General features: G+C 42.9%; 13 protein-coding genes. All 13 read right to left on the bottom strand.

All coding sequences use genetic code 11. The features are described from left to right. Positions 1–70 precede the first annotated feature (70 nt). Positions 71–2,434, bottom strand: a complete 2,364-nt coding sequence (locus ACVR1G_RS02235; RefSeq protein ID WP_447451592.1) for a phosphoketolase family protein — start codon at positions 2,432–2,434, stop codon at positions 71–73. Between the two features lie 164 nt (positions 2,435–2,598). Next, on the bottom strand, positions 2,599–3,690 hold the full coding sequence (gene ulaG / locus ACVR1G_RS02240) for an L-ascorbate 6-phosphate lactonase (protein ID WP_447451593.1): 1,092 nt from the start codon (positions 3,688–3,690) through the stop codon (positions 2,599–2,601). Between the two features lie 185 nt (positions 3,691–3,875). After that, entirely contained in the window at positions 3,876–4,190 is a 315-nt protein-coding gene (locus ACVR1G_RS02245; protein WP_447451594.1) for a DUF4176 domain-containing protein, read from the bottom strand. Between the two features lie 3 nt (positions 4,191–4,193). Next, a complete protein-coding gene (locus ACVR1G_RS02250) occupies positions 4,194–4,886 on the bottom strand; it encodes a hypothetical protein (protein ID WP_447451595.1) in 693 nt (230 codons plus the stop codon). A 1-nt stretch (position 4,887) separates the two neighbouring features. Next, positions 4,888–6,537, bottom strand: a complete 1,650-nt coding sequence (locus ACVR1G_RS02255) for a hypothetical protein (RefSeq protein WP_447451596.1) — start codon at positions 6,535–6,537, stop codon at positions 4,888–4,890. A gap of 157 nt (positions 6,538–6,694) precedes the next feature. Further along, positions 6,695–8,374 (bottom strand): BglG family transcription antiterminator, encoded by a 1,680-nt coding sequence (locus ACVR1G_RS02260; RefSeq protein WP_447451597.1) that lies wholly within the window; start codon positions 8,372–8,374, stop codon positions 6,695–6,697. A 175-nt stretch (positions 8,375–8,549) separates the two neighbouring features. Further along, positions 8,550–9,293 (bottom strand): sugar phosphate isomerase/epimerase family protein, encoded by a 744-nt coding sequence (locus ACVR1G_RS02265; RefSeq protein ID WP_447451598.1) that lies wholly within the window; start codon positions 9,291–9,293, stop codon positions 8,550–8,552. 1 nt (position 9,294) lies between these two features. Then, positions 9,295–10,833: an FGGY-family carbohydrate kinase gene (locus ACVR1G_RS02270; RefSeq protein ID WP_447451599.1), complete on the bottom strand. Its 1,539-nt coding sequence runs from the start codon at positions 10,831–10,833 to the stop codon at positions 9,295–9,297. A gap of 59 nt (positions 10,834–10,892) precedes the next feature. After that, on the bottom strand, positions 10,893–11,879 hold the full coding sequence (locus ACVR1G_RS02275; protein WP_447451600.1) for an amidohydrolase family protein: 987 nt from the start codon (positions 11,877–11,879) through the stop codon (positions 10,893–10,895). A 26-nt stretch (positions 11,880–11,905) separates the two neighbouring features. Beyond that, on the bottom strand, positions 11,906–13,360 hold the full coding sequence (locus ACVR1G_RS02280; protein WP_447451601.1) for a PTS galactitol transporter subunit IIC: 1,455 nt from the start codon (positions 13,358–13,360) through the stop codon (positions 11,906–11,908). Positions 13,361–13,575: 215 nt separating this feature from the next. Next, positions 13,576–14,532: an NAD(P)-dependent oxidoreductase gene (locus ACVR1G_RS02285; protein ID WP_447451602.1), complete on the bottom strand. Its 957-nt coding sequence runs from the start codon at positions 14,530–14,532 to the stop codon at positions 13,576–13,578. Between the two features lie 4 nt (positions 14,533–14,536). After that, a complete protein-coding gene (locus ACVR1G_RS02290) occupies positions 14,537–15,265 on the bottom strand; it encodes a hypothetical protein (RefSeq protein WP_447451603.1) in 729 nt (242 codons plus the stop codon). Next, positions 15,262–17,385, bottom strand: a complete 2,124-nt coding sequence (locus ACVR1G_RS02295) for a hydantoinase/oxoprolinase family protein (protein WP_447451604.1) — start codon at positions 17,383–17,385, stop codon at positions 15,262–15,264. The genes ACVR1G_RS02290 and ACVR1G_RS02295 overlap by 4 nt, the downstream gene beginning before the upstream one ends. Between the last annotated feature and the right edge of the window lie 11 nt (positions 17,386–17,396).

Raw genomic sequence — 17,396 nt, forward strand, 5'->3', positions numbered from 1 at the left:
TTTTTAATTACTAGTATCATACCCGTACTAAAAAAAGCAGGATCATCTTTCAATCCTGCTTCTGCTAATATTAGTCAATAGTTTCCCACTGCCAGTTTTGAACTTCTGGGATATCATCACCATGTTCACGAATATAGGCGGTGTGATAGGCTAGTTTGTCTGCCATCTCTTGGGCAAAACCTTGGGCTTTATCACCAAGGACAGCTTGGGCTGCCTCTTTAGCGATATGGAAGCGATCCATTTCAGACATGACTCGCATATCAAATGGCGTTGTAATGTCCCCGTTTTCACGGTAACCATGGATGTAGACCTTGTGATTGTCGCGGTTAAAGAAGAGATCGCGAATTTGGCCTTCATAACCGTGATAAGCAAAGACGATCGGCTTATCTGTAGTGAAGAGTTTGTTAAAGGCTTCATCAGACAAGCCACGCGGATCAACCTCAGGTGAGCGGAGTTTTAAGATATCTACAACATTGATAAAGCGAATTTTCACTTCTGGAAAAGCCTTGTGGAGAAGCGAAATTCCTGCTAATACCTCTAGATTAGGTTCAGTACCTGCAGCTGCAAAGACAATGTCAGGTTCTCCGTCGTGGTCATTAGAAGCCCAGTCAATGACCTTGTAACCTTCCTTGACTAACTCTTGCGCTTCCGCAACAGAGTAAAACTGTGGACGCGGGTGCTTTGAAGTGACAATCACATTGACCTTGTCTTCATCGGCTAAGGCGTATTCCATGACTGCAAAGAGGGAGTTAGAATCGGCTGGTAGGTATTCACGAACGTATTCAGGCGTTTTCTCAGCCAGATGTGTCAGCAGTCCCGGATCTTGGTGGGTATAGCCATTATGGTCTTGTTGGAAGACGGTCGATGTGGCAATCAAGTTGAGAGATGGATAATTTTTACGCCAATCCGTATGAGTCTTGGATTTTCGCAGCCATTTGAAGTGCTGGGTGATCATAGAATCAACCACTCGCAGGAAGGATTCATAAGAAGCAAAGAAACCATGGCGGCCGGCCAAAACATAACCTTCTAAGAAACCTTCTGCTTGATGCTCAGAGAGCTGGGAATCAATAACCCGGCCTACAGGTGAAATCCATTCATCATAGAATTTGTCACGAGGGGCCAACCACTGGCGATTAGTCGCTATAAAGACATTATTTAAGCGGTTGGACTTGGTTTCGTCTGGCCCGAAGATACGGAAATTGTCAGGATTGGCCTTGACTAAATCAGCAGCATACTTACCAAATTCAATCATGTCTTGCTTCATGATACTGCCAGGTTTTGAGGTGTCAATGGCATGCTTGCGCCAATCTGCCAAATCAAGTTTTTTGACAACCCCCGCATTGGTGATAGGGTTCATAGACATGCGACGATTGCCCTTGGGTGAAATCACACGGATTTCTTCTTTGACATAACCCTTTTCATCAAAAAGTTCTTCTGGGCGATAGGACTTGAGCCAATCTATCAGGACATCAATATTTTCCATGTGTCCAGCTTCAACAGGAATAGGAACCTGATGGGCTCGGAACCCGCCTTCAATCGGTTCGCCATTCCATTCTTTAGGACCGGTCCAACCTTTCGGTATCCGGACAATAAGAACAGGCCATTGGACTTGTTGGGCTTTCTCGGCTGGTTTCTGGCGGGCCTGAGTTTGAATAGCCTTGATTTTCTCAATAACCTTATCCAAAGTTTCCGCCATTTGACTATGAATGACTTCAGGATTATTTCCTTCAACAAAATAAGGTTTCCAGCCATATCCTTGGAAAAGATGAGTTAATTCTTCATCTGTCTTACGGGCAAGAATGGTTGGGTTATGAATTTTACCGCCATTGAGGTAAAGAATAGGCAGGACAGCACCATCGTTGACTGGGTTGATAAAGGTATTGGAGAACCAGCCAGCATTGAGCGGGCCTGTTTCGGCCTCGCCATCTCCAATGACGGTCGCCGCAATGACATCAGGATTATCTAGAATAGCTCCTGTCGCATGCGACAGAGCATAGCCTAATTCCCCACCTTCATGGATCGATCCCGGTGTTTCGGGCGCTGCGTGAGAGGCAATTCCTCCAGGGAAGGAAAAGATTTTGCAAAGCTCTTTGAGACCGGCTTCATCCTGAGTGATGTTGGGGTAGCGCTCGGTGTAAGAACCATCAATATAAGAGTTAGACACCATGACCTGGCCGCCGTGACCGGGACCTTCAATGTAAAACATGTCCAAATCATACTTATTGATAACACGATTGAGATGGGCATAGATAAAATTTTGTCCAGCAATAGTGCCCCAGTGGCCAATAGGATGGACCTTGACATCCTCTTTGCTTACCTCACGGCGAAGTAAAGGATTATCTTTCAGATACATCTGAGCTACGGAAATATAGTTGGCCGCCCGCCACCAAGCATCGACTTTAGCAAGGTAGCCCTTGCTATCAAATTCTGTCATAGTATCACTTCTTTCTAATTAGTAACTAACTAGTTCATATAACTTGAGCTTAGCTCTTTATATTACATTTTTTCTTACTAATAAAAGAGGAGCTGAGACTCTTGTCTCAGTCCCATCTAAAGTCAAGTTTTTTCTTGATTATCTAGGATTTTCAAAGGGTCACATTAGAGCAGAGCCTTGAATTGAATATTAGAATCATGTTCGAAACAGTCATCGAAGCCGCGTGGGTGATGGTATTCGATCCTATCCTTATCCTGTGGATAGGTGTATTTTCCACCGACTTCCCAGATAAATGGATGGAATTGGTATTGCAACCGTTCCTTGCGCATCTTCCAGAGGGCTAAGATTTCATCAGTTGATGCTATGAAGTTAGACCAGATATCGTAGTGAACTGGGATGATAACTTTAGCACGCAGATTTTCAGCCATGCGCAAAAGATCGATAGAGGTCATCTTATCTTGGATACCAACTGGATTGTCCCCATAGTTATTAATAGCAACATCGATGTTGAAATCCTTACCGTGTTTAGCAAAATAATTCGAGAAGTGCGAATCTGCACCGTGATAAATCGTTCCGCCAGGAGTTTCAAAGACATAGTTGACAGCCTTACGAGCCATTTCTTCGTCTGTTACAGCCAGACCTTTTAATTCGCCATCTTGCTGGTCTGCTCCTTCAACCGGTAGGGTTACCAAGCAGGTCCGGTCAAAGGACTCGACGGCTGTTACTTTAATATCTTTAAATTCAAAGGATTCGCCCGGTTTGATAACAATAATACGATCTTCGGGAACGCCCCATTTCTTCCAAATTTCACCACATTCATAAGGACCGACAAATTTAACATGATCCAATTTAGGATTATTGACAATAGCTGCAGCCGTATTGATATCAATATGGTCGCTGTGGAAATGAGAAACGAGATAGTAGTCTAATTCATTGATGGCAAAGGGATCAATGACCATGGGTTGCACGCGCAAGTTAGGCTGCAATTTGCGCACACCGGCCATATTAGCCATCTGGTGACCGCGTACCATATCCTTTACCTGTTTCGTATGTTTACCGCGGTTTGACCACAGATCCATGACAACATTGGCACCACCCGGTGTCTTGATCCAAACACCGCAGTTACCCAGCCACCACATGGCAAAGTTGCCTTCTGGAACCACTTCTTCTTCAATTTCTTCATTGAGCCAAGTTCCCCATTCTGGAAAAGTCGAAAGAATCCAAGACTCACGTGTAATATCTTTTACATTGGCCATTTTAATACCTCCAAAGTATTTTTTCTTATATGTTCAGTATAGTATCCACGCTTCTTGAAAAAAAGACCAAGTCTCACACTTTTTTGTGTTCAAAACTAGGCTGTCTAGCATGGTAAAGCTTAGAATCGTGACCTATTAAAAAATCAGCCTATTGGCTGATAGTTTAGGATGGCTGTCAGTTAATGTTAAACCTGATTGTCCATATCTTCCACTTTAAAGTGGGGAACTGTGATTTGTTCCAGCTGTCGCTCAAAAACGGCTTGGGCTTCTTTTTCGCTCGCATCTACATAACCCTCAAAGAAGACTTCTGCGATATCTTCGTTGTTAAAGAAATACGATTCCTCATTATCGTGTCCCTTAGGATAGGCACATGCAGAATAATCAAAATATCCTACTTCTCCATTGTTTTCATATAAGGGAAAACGGCTGATAACCATGAGTTTCGTGTCTCCATTCTCTAGGCGGACAACACTGCCGAGTGGTAAATAATTAGTTGTCATTTTTTAATCCTTTTCATTATAATATTGTTTTAATTCTGGGTGTTTGATCAGGTCAATGATACAAAATAGAGCACCAACAGCCCCTCCCGGAAATAATCCAGCACCAACAACAGCAAATATAATGGCAGCAATAGTGTCTGATAACGGAGAATTGCTATGCCTTCCTAATATAGTAGTGCTAACGATAGCTCCTAGGCTAATCGGATAAGAAACAGCCCTTCCCTTGTTGAGCTTTAGCACAATCATGTTTTGATGATAAATGGTAAAGCTAACAAGGCTGACACTGAATAAGATTATCACGGGGATAAGGTAACTCCAGACACGGGCAGGGACAGGCTCGTCGCTGATAACTATCCATTCTGAAACGTATAATGCCATTCCTCCGAAGGTCATCCACAATGTCGTAATCAAGGCATTCAAAAAGATCAGAATATAGGTGAAAATTTGGTACTTTTCAACAAATGTATCAAAGAATGAGATGATCAAACTGACTCCGGTAATAATCGAAGCTCCTAAAAAGGGCAACCAGAGATAACCACCCCTCGCTTTTAAGATTAAAGTGAAGCCTATGACGAAAAAGATATTCAACCAAGATAAAATGCTTAGATTCCCAAGTGGAATTCCGTATTTAATGGAGGGATGAATTTGATTAGGATCAATAGGAGAATCCTTTTTATTTTTCTTGTGTTTTGCCATGCTATCCTCCTAAAAGGCCTTTTATACCACTTTTAATTGCTCCAGAGGCAGAAGAGTTCTCTGATTTACCCCATTTATGATCTAACAATTTACCAACACCATATCCAACAACTGCACCAGCAACGGTTCCGACACCTGGAATCGGAATCAGGCTCCCAATTGCTGCTCCAGCTGCAGCCCCAGCTGATGCCGAAGCTGCGCCTGTCACAATATCCCCACCTTCATCAGCTGTAAAGTTTTTGATTTTCTCACCCACTGATGACTTCTTATCATCAATGAAGTTCTCTTTCACATTACCAGTAAGCTCAATTGCTGAGGAGAGCATTCCAAGACCCTTTAAAGCTTTACCAACTTTACCAACACCTTTCATGTTGGATTTTCGCCAGTCAAAGTCATCCCAAACTTTTAAGCCATTTTTGGCAGCGATTTTAGCAGATTTTTTAGCGGTTTTGAAACCTTCGGCATTAAAGCCACGCTCTTTTCCAACGTAAGTCTTATCGGGATCAATATCTTCTCCAACAGCCTTTTTATACTGGCTGTTTTCAGATTGACCGTGCGGTGCCTTTCCTCTTTTAACTCTATTTCCATTGGCATCATAGACATGGCCTGTCTCTTTATTATAAAGCATTTTATTGCCGACTTTAACATTTCCAGCCTTATCGGTCGTAATCTTACTGGCTTTTACATATTTATTTTCTAAAAACTCCTTCCTCGCATTTTTTACGATTTTACCGGCAGTTTCTGAAGAATCTACTATTTTCTTCATATCACTGCCAATTTTACCGGTTAATATATAGTTTAAAGCAGCTTCATAACTGATACCAGTCTCCTCAGAGAGATCCTGAGCAGACTTTTCTGCTTTGGCAGCAGCCAGTTGATCATTCGACGCTTTCGTCACAGACTTATCAATTTCCAACCCTGGGTGCTTCTTCTTGTAAGCTTCAACTGCCTTAGCTTCTTCTTCAGAAAGCTCCTCACCCTTCTGGGCCTTAGCGACAGCGGATTGGTAGTTCTGGTACTGCTTGAACTCCTTGTTGATGTTCTTCGCCCACTTGAGCTGACCCTTACTCGGCATAGTGAAGCTCCCGTTGAACCCGGCAATCCCTTGGTTTAACAGCGTTAAGCCTGAGCTGACATCAGCCTCAAGTCCAGCTATATCACTAAAGAAACCGGACGATGCTGCGTCGTAAGCATTGATCTTATCCAGCTTCTTTTGGCGCTTGTCCCGCTCCGCTGTATCACTGTTCACCGCATTCTCTGCAGTTGTCCTATTGGGATCGTCAGACGCCATCCCTTCCAAAAGCGAATTGTTGGTATTGATGGTGGTATTCAGGGCTTCGATCTCTGCCGACAAAACCTCCGTATCATCGGATAACTCATCCTCGCCCACATCTGAGCGGTACCTATCCGGCAACATCTGCGTATCGGTCTTAGCCGCTTCGGCTAAAAGAATCATCCCTTTAGCCAAGGGAGTGACAACCGTATCTCCATACTCCTTGGCATTGGTATAGGCTGTCCCCTTGAGTTTATCGGAACCCTTCAGCGTGGAAATCGCTGAGAGGATACTCTCAAAGCCAGTCGTGTAGTTATCGGCTAGCGTCGCCACGGAACTCGCTTGGGTATCTGAACTCCCCAAGACCATTTTTACCATAAAATAATCTCCTTACACTGTAATTTTCTTAAGTTTTAAGATGGTTTTAGTCTAGCATAATGCCCTTGGACTGGCAAGCAGTTAAGCACTCAAAACTTTGTCTGACTTGAACTTATTTTCTTACCTGAAAATGCCTGACTTTCAGCTTCCAAAAACCTCATATATTTTTAACATCTTTCAGTAACTCCTGATAAAAGATCTTTTCTATCTCTTTGACCAGAGCATAGGCATCTTTGCTATCCTTCACATAGGGATGAACAGAGGCCCGCAAAGTCTCCTCAAGGCTGCTGTCTTTCTCGTGTTCTCCTCGAATAAAGCGGATCATCCTGACACTGTCCTCATCCGTTAGGATAGCGTGCACCTGCAAGACTGGTACTGGTGACTCTAAAACTGTTGAATCCGTAGTCGTGATGACAAAGCTTGATGTTAACAGATCATGAATGCTATGAAACTGCTCTGATGTAAAGACGGCCTCAATTTGAGTATGAGGAAGTAACCGCTGGCACTGGCACAGGAAGAATCTTTGGACACCGACACCATCATCACAGACCAAGGTTACTCTGACTTTATCAAACCGCGCTTCAGTCTGGTTTTCCCTTTCCAATTCTCCGCCCAGATGAACGGTTAAATAGGCGATATCATCGTCTGTCAAGCTAATAATCCACGCCCTTTCTAAAATATCTGCACAGGATTTTGTCTGGGCAAAGAGTTGCCCGTAGGTCGCTTTTATCTGCTTGGTCAAAGGATTAATGGAAGGAATATTAAAGGTTTTCCGATAAAGCATCGACTTACAATGGGCAACTAATTGGTCCAGAAGCAGCTCCCTGTGCTCAAAGCCATCATAATAATAGAGAGTTTCAAATTTTTTTAGAAATAGATCCAGCTGCTGGCGCATATCATCATAATCATGGCTGTCCGCATGTTCATCACGATCTTTACGAAAAGACAGAATTAAAAGAGCTACAATAGATTTTTCCAATTCATCCAACCGAAGATTAAAGGTCTGATAAACCCCATCTGCTAAATCTTGCACTAAACTGTACTCCTTACGCTCTCGAGCTAGGGTAAACTCACGTTTGAAAGCAAGTTTATCCTCCTCAGATAAGACCATGTTGCGATAAGCACTTAGCAAATAGGGAAGGGCCCTAGCCATAAACTGACGATCATAGCGATTGACTTTTTTTCCCAATTTGTCGCTCAGTCTTTCTACCTGTTCACTTAAATAATCACGCATTTTTTCGGAAAAATAAAGATTATTGGGCGAATATTCCTTAATTTTTAGGTAAACAATATCCTTGAAGGCCTCACTGCCTTTATAAATGATGGTTTGCAAGAGTTTGTAGGAAAATTGGATTTTGATCAGGGCTGGGCAGGCCAAAAAGTACCCTTCTGATTTGCCCACTTGAAGATTAATTCCAAAGGTATCATCCGCTAATTGCTGCCGTATTTCTTGGAGGTCATTTAGAACTGTATTGCGAGAAACGTCGGTCAAACTCATTATTCTATCAATTGTCACTCGGGCTGATGCCACACTGATATAGAGCAGTATCAGCTGCTGACGCTCTTCTACACTCATGACATAAGAGTAATCATCCAGCTGGCTCATTAAATCACGGCAGGCCATTTTTTGTTGGGCATTCAATACGATACCGATCCTAGGATAGGAGACAATTTTATCGACTCCCAAGGGCAGGGCCTCATTGATTTTATTAAGATGGTAATAAATTTTTCTCCGAGACTGATTCAAAGCCTTTGATATGTCCATGATCGTTTCTGGCTCTTCCAGCTTTAGTAAATAATTGAGTAGGGCATAGCTTCGTTTATCTAAAAAAATCACTTTTTCCTCCTCTCATCATTTGCGAGGATATTAACACTCAAAGAGTATAAGAAACTCCTATAAAGTAGATGAATCCCACAGAGTCTCTAAAAACCCTAAGAAATCTGTCTTGCCTAATCAGTTTTTATCCTGAATTCCCTTTCTAAACAAGAAAGAAATTAGTCTTTCTTGTTTTTTAATCAAGGCCAATGAGCCGATTCACATCACGCCTAAGCCCCTCAGGAGTTGATGGATACTCTAAAGCCAGATATTCTAAAGAAGGAAAAGCCTTTGTAAGCTGACGGATATCCAACTCACCTTCAAATAGACTGACGCTTAGCTGGGGCTTATTATTGACCAGCTTATAATTCTTGCAGTGAAGATAAGTAGTAACTGAAGCTAAAGCTTCTTTAGCCTCTTCAATGGATTCATGAACCCAGGCCCAATTGCCCGTATCAAACACGAAACTAATAGGCAGGGCCGCAGCCCCTATCATATTCATCGTGTGTTGACAGTTGGCTAGACTGGCATGACAAGGTGTTTGATTATTTTCCACTCGTATACCGATCTCATCAAGAGGGAAAGCTGACAATTTTTTTAACTCTTGATCAGTGACCTCCTGACTGTCACCCGTATTTAACTTAATAAAAGGAGCTGCTAAAACCCTTGCTTCCTCAAAAAGAACTGGCAGTAAAGGGTTAACTTTGCTGTTGACGAACAAATCTTCATTAACACTGTAAAATAGCGATATTCCGTAGCTATCAGCTTTTTTCTTTAATCCAGAAAGCTCAGTCTTTCTATCATTGATAAATTCACGCCGGACTTCAAAGCTTCTAAATCCTAAATCATGAACATCTGCAAGCAATTCTTCTTGAGTTTTACCAGCCTGTAAATCCTTTAAAAAGGCGATACTGTTAACGATAATATCCTCTTTTTTCATGCTAACTCCTTTTGGTCAATCCATTAAGATTCTCCAGAGCAATTAATGATTCCCAGTTTGGCTGCATAGCCTTAATTAGACTCTGGTAAACGCGATATTTTTCTTCATAGCAGGCATGCTCTGCCTCAGATGGGGCAAAGTAATCTTTAGGTCTCACCATCTTGCAGCAAGCTTCGCCTAAACTCAAACCTTCAATTGCCTGCAAACAGGCGATCGCACCTCCTAGGGCACCCAACTCACTCCCTTCAACAGTTTCGATGGGAATGGCCAGACCATCTGCAAAAATCTGCATCCAGGCTTTTGAATTAGTAGCGCCACCTGATAGTCTGATCTTTTTGGGCTTGCGACCCCTTGTTTTTACAAGTTGATCGATATGCTGTTTGTGTGCAAATACAATCCCTTCATAAACAGCACGGATCAGATGAGACTTGGTAGTCGTTGAACTTAAGCCAAAAAAACTGGCTCTGGCTTCCTGACCGAGATTGCTGCCGTAAAGAAAGGGGAAAAATAAGACAGGGGTGTAGGAAGCATTGGTCTCTTGCAGAAAAACTTCTAGGTTATCGTAGATCGAACCGCTTTCCTGCTGACTATTTTTGATTTCTTCGGCCATCAGCATTTTAAGAACCGCATCAAGGTTACCGGCAGATGTTGGACTGCTGGCTTCAATTAGAAAATCACGGTTAGGGAAGTAGGAATTCATATGACCGCTGACTTGATCAGCCGCTGTTTTGCTGGAATAGGTATTGATATTCCACGTCCCTGAAATCACGCTAAAAACATCGTTGTCTAAGACACCTGAGCCAATAGCACAAGCATCAATATCAAATAAACCGCCAATAACAGGAGTTCCCTCAATCAGACCAGTCATTTGAGCAGCATCCCTGCTGACGCCCCCTACAACTTGAGCATAATCAACTAGAGGGGGGAGGGCAGAGCTCATTTCAGGTATGCCAAAAAAGTCTAAAATGGCTTCATCATAGGTCCCAGTTTTAAAATTAATCCAGTGATTTCCCGAAGCATCCCCGTACTCCTGGTTGATCTTATCGGTCAATTTAAAGCGGACAAAATCTTTAGCAGATAAGATGGCGCCAATTTCCTGATAAAGCTCTGGTTCATGTTCCTTCAACCACCGTAAAAGAATGGGATTCTGGACACTAACCATATGCTGCTGGGTCAAGGGCCAAATTTCTGATACTCGCTGCTCAAGCTCTTGGGCTAAGGCTGCAGCTCGGTTATCTGTCGAAAGAATACCGCGTTTAAAAGGATGTCCTTTTTTATCTAGTAGATAGAGTCCCTTGCCATGTCCGATACAGGCAACTGCTGAAATAAGCTGACTGTGAATGCCAGATTTTTCAATAACCTTCCTAGTAGCATGGCTGATGGCTTGCCAAGTTGCTTCCAGATCAACTTCTCTGTAACCCGGTTTATTTTCGATACGCAATGTTTCAAAAGATGAGACAGCTAATTGCTGACCATTTTCATCAAATATGACAGATTTTGTATTGGTACCACCGTAATCAATGCTTAAAAAATATCGCATGATGTTACCTCCTATAAAAATAATAAATAGAGCTGAGAAGGTCTTCCCAGCTCTATTGCCTATAAATTCAAGTCTTTAGTAGCTGGATCAAAAGCCTCGTGATTAGCCTTGACAAATTCTGTCTTAAAGTAAACACGTTCAGCATTGTTATAGAGAACATCTTCTAATTCTTCCCGCGTAAAAAGATCGGTATGTTCCAGCCACGTTGCCAGCTCCTCATAAGTGTTAAAAGTAGCTGACCAAGGAGAATCCGTTCCCCATATAATGCGCTTAGCACCGAGAATTTCTTTGGCAATTTGCACATTCTTCTTCGATTTTGGAAAAGGAAATTTATCGGGCCTGTCAATATCTTGAATAGCTGATATATCGGTGTAAATATTCTCTAGATCTTTCCAGCTGCTAATTTCCGCGCGCAGGCGGTTTGGATTATCTGCATGCGGAAAAGAAAGATGGCAGATAACAAAATCAAGGCTGGGGTAAACGCGCGCCAAGTTGGCAATAGCATCCGGCTGATGACTGATTTGGTCCCAGTTACCGTAATCAACAGTTATGACAAAGCCAGGATAATCAAGCAAGTAGGTCATAATCTTGCTGACATGCGGGTCTGAATCCAACCGAAAAGGGGTCTTGAGGCCGCGATAGCCATGGATACCTCCACCCTGACTGATTTCCAGTTTGAGTGCTCTGAAGCCTAGCTCTTCGACATGCCGCTGTACAATTTCTATTGCATTATCTGCAAAAGGGTCTACCGAAAAAGCCCCTGTAAACCGTTGAGGGTATTTCTTAATGGTCTGGTAGGTGTAATAGTTCTGATAACCGTTGAGGTGCCCCTGCAAAATCACAGCCTTTTCCACATCATTGACATCCATGTAATCCAGTAGCGATTCTGCTGGAAAATTTCTATCGCCACGATTATCTTCAATCAATTTAATAACTTCACCATCGTCCCAAATGGCATAGCCGCCGCCAAGGGCATTCAAACGACCTTTTCCGTTAAAGCCAGCGATAGCATCCACAATATGAGCGTGTCCATCAATTTTTTTCATAGTTTTTTCCTCCATTAGCTTGTTCATCAGTCCTCACTGAGAACGATTTTTTCAGAACTTCCTTCAAAACCACTATTTTTATCTGCCATCTTATTAAGGTAGGTGTAGATAGAGTCACGGCGTGTCCGTAACAAAAGCAGAGCGATGAGGTAAATTATAATAGTTAAGCCTATCCAAAGCGGATTTCCAGATACCCAAGCTATAAAAATTAAGGTTGTCAAAGGATGAGCCAAAAGGTTAAAACTCATAATAATAGCCACGCCGGCTGGTAATAGGGAGGCGTTGTTTTGCTGTACAGCTTGGGTATAAATTGGCCCAAGATAAGAAGCCGCATAGAGACCTAGAGAGAACCAAATGATACCATTTAAAATTGTTTTTAAAATATTTCCCTTAGTGATGGCTACCATAGACTCCACCATAAAGGGTATAGCAATCAAATCAACAACTGGCAGAGCTCGATTTCCCGGCAATAGAAGGGAAACAAGCACCATGATAGGAACAAGAATCAGGCCAGATATAATGGTTGCCGGCTCACCATAGCCAACACCATCATCGACTGCAATAAACCACCGTTTCTTATTGACTGCTGCGACCTCTGCCTCACTTTCCTTCTTCTTATTGTGTTCAACGGCCTGAGCAAGAGGTGCAAAGGCTTGGGCAAAAACCCCGGTAATCAAGGGAAAAATTGTCATAACAGCAGCTAGAGCTACTGCAAATTGGAGAATGCCGCCCCAAGCCTTAATATCCCCTAGGTGGCTAATACTGCCCAACACACCGATAATCAGACCTAGGATAAAGCCAAGGGTCATTGGTTCACCAAAGATACCTAATTTAGCCTTTAGAGAATCTGGGTTGAGCTTAACCTTGCTCAATCCCAGAGCATTCCACAAGGGATCCAAAAGAAGAGCAGGTACTAGGGTTTCAATATTATGGATGGAGTTCACAGTCGCATTCTTAATCCCAAAATAATCGGACCAGCGGTCAGCTACAGTTTCTGATAGGATTAAGGAGTAGAGAAGAACAAAAACCATAAAGGCAAAGGAAAGAAGGAAATTATGGGTCACTTGATAGGCTAGCGTCCCCCAAATCATATAACCAAAGTTGTTCCAGAGGTTAGCTGGGGTAAAGACGCGTGTAATCCCCAGCAAAAAGATGACCAATTCAATTACTAATCCAATGACAAAAAATGATAAACCAATCGTTGAAGAAAAAGCGGTCAGAGACCCTGTCTGCCAGCCAATATCAACAATGGGCAGATTCAGACCAGTTGATTCAACCATGGCTTTGATATACTTAGTGACAAGGGGTGAAAAAGAGGAAATGATCCAGCTGAATCCTGTTAGACCGACACCTGCACGCAGGGCACTGAATAAAGCCTTCTTGGCATTAACCTTTAGGCACAAACTAACAATAAAAATCATTACAGGAACAACAACTGATGCTCCAAAAGCATCAAAAAAATTGTGCAGAGCTTCTAACATAAGATAACCTCATCTCCTTAGGTAAGTTTCCGTTATTATCTATTAAATATAGCTGGGCCTGCGCTATCGGCTGTAGCGGGGGATTTTTAACACAAGGAGAAGAAATCTTGTGCTCTTAAAACTCTTTTTTTCCCCTTAACTCATACTACAGAAGCCCCTTTGCAAACAACCGTTAATAGCGAAATAGATGAGCACAGCTAATCTTGATCTAAGAACTATTTATTAACAACGTTGATAGGATGTCCGGCATAAAAAGCACGAATATTTTCTGCCGCTTCTTCTGCTAAAGTACGACGTCCCTCAATAGTCCCTGTACCGGCGTGGGGAGCCATCATAACATTATCCAAGGCACGTAGTTTTTCCGAAACCTTTGGTTCGAACTCAAAAACATCCAAACCAGCACCAGCAATTTCTCCCTTTTCAAGGGCGTCTATTAAATCGGTTTCGGATACAATTGGGCCGCGCGCAGCATTAACAAGGTAGCTACGATTCTTCATAGCCTTGAAAATCTCCTTGTTAAACTTATGTTTGGTCGATGGTAGGAAAGGAGCATGAATGGTAATAACATCCGATGTTCCAACCAATTCTTCAAATTCAACATAGGTGACATTAAGCTCTTTTTCCTTTTCTTCTGACAGGCGGTAGGCATCATTATAGATAACTTTCATTCCAAATGCCTGCGCCAGTTTAGCGACAGTCGATCCAATTCGGCCAAAACCATAGACCCCTAATGTTGCCCCTTCAAGCGTTAGGCCTTGGTAGCGGCGTTCACTGGGATCAATCCATTCTCCATTGCGGACAATCTTATCGTAAAAGACCAGACGTTTAACAGCTGATAAAATCAAGGCAAAAGTCATCTCAGCAGTCGGAACTCGAACGGCTTGGGGGGAATTCGCTACCACAATCCCCTTTTCCTTAGCATAAGCGATATCAACATGATCAAAACCGACGGCATTCAAAGAGATGATGTCTAAGTTTTTACCTGCATCAAGCATTTTTCTATCGCCCTTTTGCCCCATAAGTAACCAACCATCATATTCGGGCAAATGCTCCAGCACATACTCGCGTGAGAAGGGTTCGCTATCTGAATAAGTTACATCGAAATCTTCAAAAAGTTTTGTTAACCCCTCTTTAGGAACGATACCTGTTACAAGAATTTTTTTCTTTGTCATATTTCTACTCCATTCTTATATTTTGATAAATTTGGTAAGACATTTCTTTGTTGTAAGCGTAGGTGAGCAGACAATCCAAAATAAATGGAGAGTACGCTAACCCCAGATAAGCTTTCGCAAAAGCCATGGCACTCATTTCACTTAAGGAAATGAAGGTCGTCTGATAACGATACCCCAGAAGGGACCATAGAACCATTTTTTTCGATTTTGTAATCACTGATGCTGCATCTTTAAATTCTAAATAGTGGAAATATTCATGAGCAATCAGCAGCTGCTTAAGTGCTTTTTCTGAAAAATCATGCTGGTATTTGGTCCCACTCACCAAATTTAAAAACTTATCAATACTGTCCTGAAAAACTGTGATTTTATTGGGTTCTACATACTGGGCAAAAATGAGATAGCTACCGCCACTCGGTATAGGTGGATTGGTATAGATAATCCCTTCTCTTTCCAATAAGGCAGGAAGATCGGGGGCTTCTGTTCTAACACCTTCAGCATAAGCAGAACCGCAGGTTACAGCTTCAGCAATCAGTTCTGCCTTCAGTTCTTCTGTCATACGCCCATAAACAGGATCTGCTTTTAGGGCATCCTGATAAAATTTTTCTTCTGGAATCGCCATAACCAATTCCACAAAGGTCTCAAAGTCTGGTACACTCGCAGCGTCTGTTGCCTCCGGTTTAGGAGGAGCCTGCGAATTAGGAAAGAAAATTTTCTTGATATTCATATTCATCATAATTGTGTTTTAACCGCCACTAAGATAACTTTTTCGTCAGGATCCAGCATGTCCATTTCAACAGACATTAAAAGGAGAATTTGCTCAAAATCCATACTGCCATTGAAGTCCATGATTCTTGGACCGACACAGATATAAAAGTCCGGCCGCAAAACGCTGTCTGTCGTGAAGACGGCCAATTTTTCATAAAAATCTGCAACAGCCTCCTGATAATCTTTTACCTGGATCTCTACTGCTGTTCCTGAACTGCTTTGAACTTTAATAAAGCCTTTGGTGTCCAAAATACGGATAGCCTCATCACCGTCTGTTCGGCCAATAATCTTAAAGAACTCACCATCCAGTCTCATAGCAGCCTTTTCTGCTGGTACGCCCATATCTTCGGCTGCTAAGGCTATCAATTCTTCTTGTGTCGCAGCAGATAGGAGATCCATGGATTTAACTTCTGTAGAACCCAAAGCTATGGCTGTTAATTTCGACGTTTGGGAATCAATTTCTACGTGCACCTCAACTGTCGCTGGTGCCGCCCCGCTTTCAACAGCCCTGTCAATGGCTTCTTGCCGAATAGAGCGGATATCCTCAGGTGTTGGATTGGGAACTACCCGTTCTACAGCATCGCGAACCAAAGAAAGGGCTACCCCAATAGAAGAAATAACTTCCGCATTTTCTGGAATTTTATATTTGATGTCCATCTTATCAGCGCAGTAACCTATCAGTGAAGCTGCTCCGCCGCCGACACCAATCAAGGAAATTTGGTCATGGCCCAGCTTGTATTTTTCCGCCAACTCCATAATGACAGGTTCAATCTTCTCATAAGCTTTATGCAGTATTTGTTCAGCCAGCTCTTCAACACTAGTTCCTATGTAATCGGCCACAGGTTTCATGGCTAAACGGGCTGCCTCAACATTTCCATAAGAAAACTCATCAGGACTAACTAAGCCTAAAACATTGGCAGCACAGCTATTAGTAATGGTCAGATAAGAACCATCCTTTAGGCGGAGCCGGACATAATCTTCCGGATCTCCATCCTTAGGCTGGAATAAATCCAATTCACAATCTTCTAGGCGCTCTGTTTCCGAGAAGACAGCATAATCCAAACCAGCGATATGGGCACTGCGGGGTCCGACATCTACGACACCGTCCCTGGATACACGTACCATACTGCCGCCAGCAACACCCAAGACACGGACATCTAAGGAGCTGATATAGGTCTTATGACCGCCAACAATAGAATAATCAACCGCCGGCCGGCCATTTTTTATGACGCCGATATTAACAGAAGTTCCGCCAACTTCAAAATAAACTCCGTTCGAAGCCCGCAAGTACATCAGAGCCCCCATGACGCTGGCTGCAGGACCTGACAGCATCGTAAGAACAGGACGCTTTTTCATTTCTGAAATGTCCATGACGCCGCCATCGCCGCGCATAATCATCAAGGGCACCTCAACCCCCGCATTATGAACACTCGTTTCTGTTTGTGTGGCTGTATCCAGCATCTTGGGCAGAATACTGCCATTGATGGCCGCTGTCCGTGTTCGGCGTGTTAAGCCATACAATTTGGTGATTTCAGACGCTGTACTTGCCATTAACCCCCGGCTCTCAGCTTCACCTAAAATATTTTGTTCAGGGGTGGCATCGTCAACCCCGAAAGCAGAGGAAGCTATGATCACCTGAGCACCTTGTGCTTCTAAGCTATCTAATTTTTTGTTGACATTTTCCTGGGTGAATTCCCTTCCCGGCAGAAACTCATTAACAATCCTGATGTAGCGCCCCGTTCCTAAATCAATATCATCAAGATGAGTCTGGCGCTTAGCCAAAAATGATTCAAAGAAACCGCCGGCAGTTCCCAGTACACCGACCTTAGCTACATCTCCTTCCAATAACGCGTTAGTTGCTTGAGTCGTACTGTGGGCCACAAACACAACATCTTCTGGAGAGATATTGTTTTCCTGCATACAGTTGACAAAGGAAGTGACGACACCAGTGGCTACACCAAATTCATCATCATGGGTTGTTTTTACGGAGGACTTTCCAATGATCTCGTGCGTATCATTATCAATGGCTACCGCTTTGGTATGGGTGCCGCCAACATCAATTCCCATTCTTACTTTTCTACCTGACATAACCTATCCCC

The sequence above is a fragment of the Streptococcus dentasini genome, from assembly GCF_053206945.1.

Coding starts and splice junctions, on each gene's coding strand:
- ACVR1G_RS02280 (WP_447451601.1), bottom strand. CDS start 13,360: ATGTTAGAAGCTCTGCACAATTTTTTTGATGCTTTTGGAGCATCAGTT.
- ACVR1G_RS02270 (WP_447451599.1), bottom strand. CDS start 10,833: ATGCGATATTTTTTAAGCATTGATTACGGTGGTACCAATACAAAATCT.
- ACVR1G_RS02245 (WP_447451594.1), bottom strand. CDS start 4,190: ATGACAACTAATTATTTACCACTCGGCAGTGTTGTCCGCCTAGAGAAT.
- ACVR1G_RS02250 (WP_447451595.1), bottom strand. CDS start 4,886: ATGGCAAAACACAAGAAAAATAAAAAGGATTCTCCTATTGATCCTAAT.
- ACVR1G_RS02255 (WP_447451596.1), bottom strand. CDS start 6,537: ATGGTAAAAATGGTCTTGGGGAGTTCAGATACCCAAGCGAGTTCCGTG.
- ACVR1G_RS02290 (WP_447451603.1), bottom strand. CDS start 15,265: ATGATGAATATGAATATCAAGAAAATTTTCTTTCCTAATTCGCAGGCT.
- ACVR1G_RS02295 (WP_447451604.1), bottom strand. CDS start 17,385: ATGTCAGGTAGAAAAGTAAGAATGGGAATTGATGTTGGCGGCACCCAT.
- ACVR1G_RS02275 (WP_447451600.1), bottom strand. CDS start 11,879: ATGAAAAAAATTGATGGACACGCTCATATTGTGGATGCTATCGCTGGC.
- ACVR1G_RS02235 (WP_447451592.1), bottom strand. CDS start 2,434: ATGACAGAATTTGATAGCAAGGGCTACCTTGCTAAAGTCGATGCTTGG.
- ACVR1G_RS02285 (WP_447451602.1), bottom strand. CDS start 14,532: ATGACAAAGAAAAAAATTCTTGTAACAGGTATCGTTCCTAAAGAGGGG.
- ulaG (WP_447451593.1), bottom strand. CDS start 3,690: ATGGCCAATGTAAAAGATATTACACGTGAGTCTTGGATTCTTTCGACT.
- ACVR1G_RS02265 (WP_447451598.1), bottom strand. CDS start 9,293: ATGAAAAAAGAGGATATTATCGTTAACAGTATCGCCTTTTTAAAGGAT.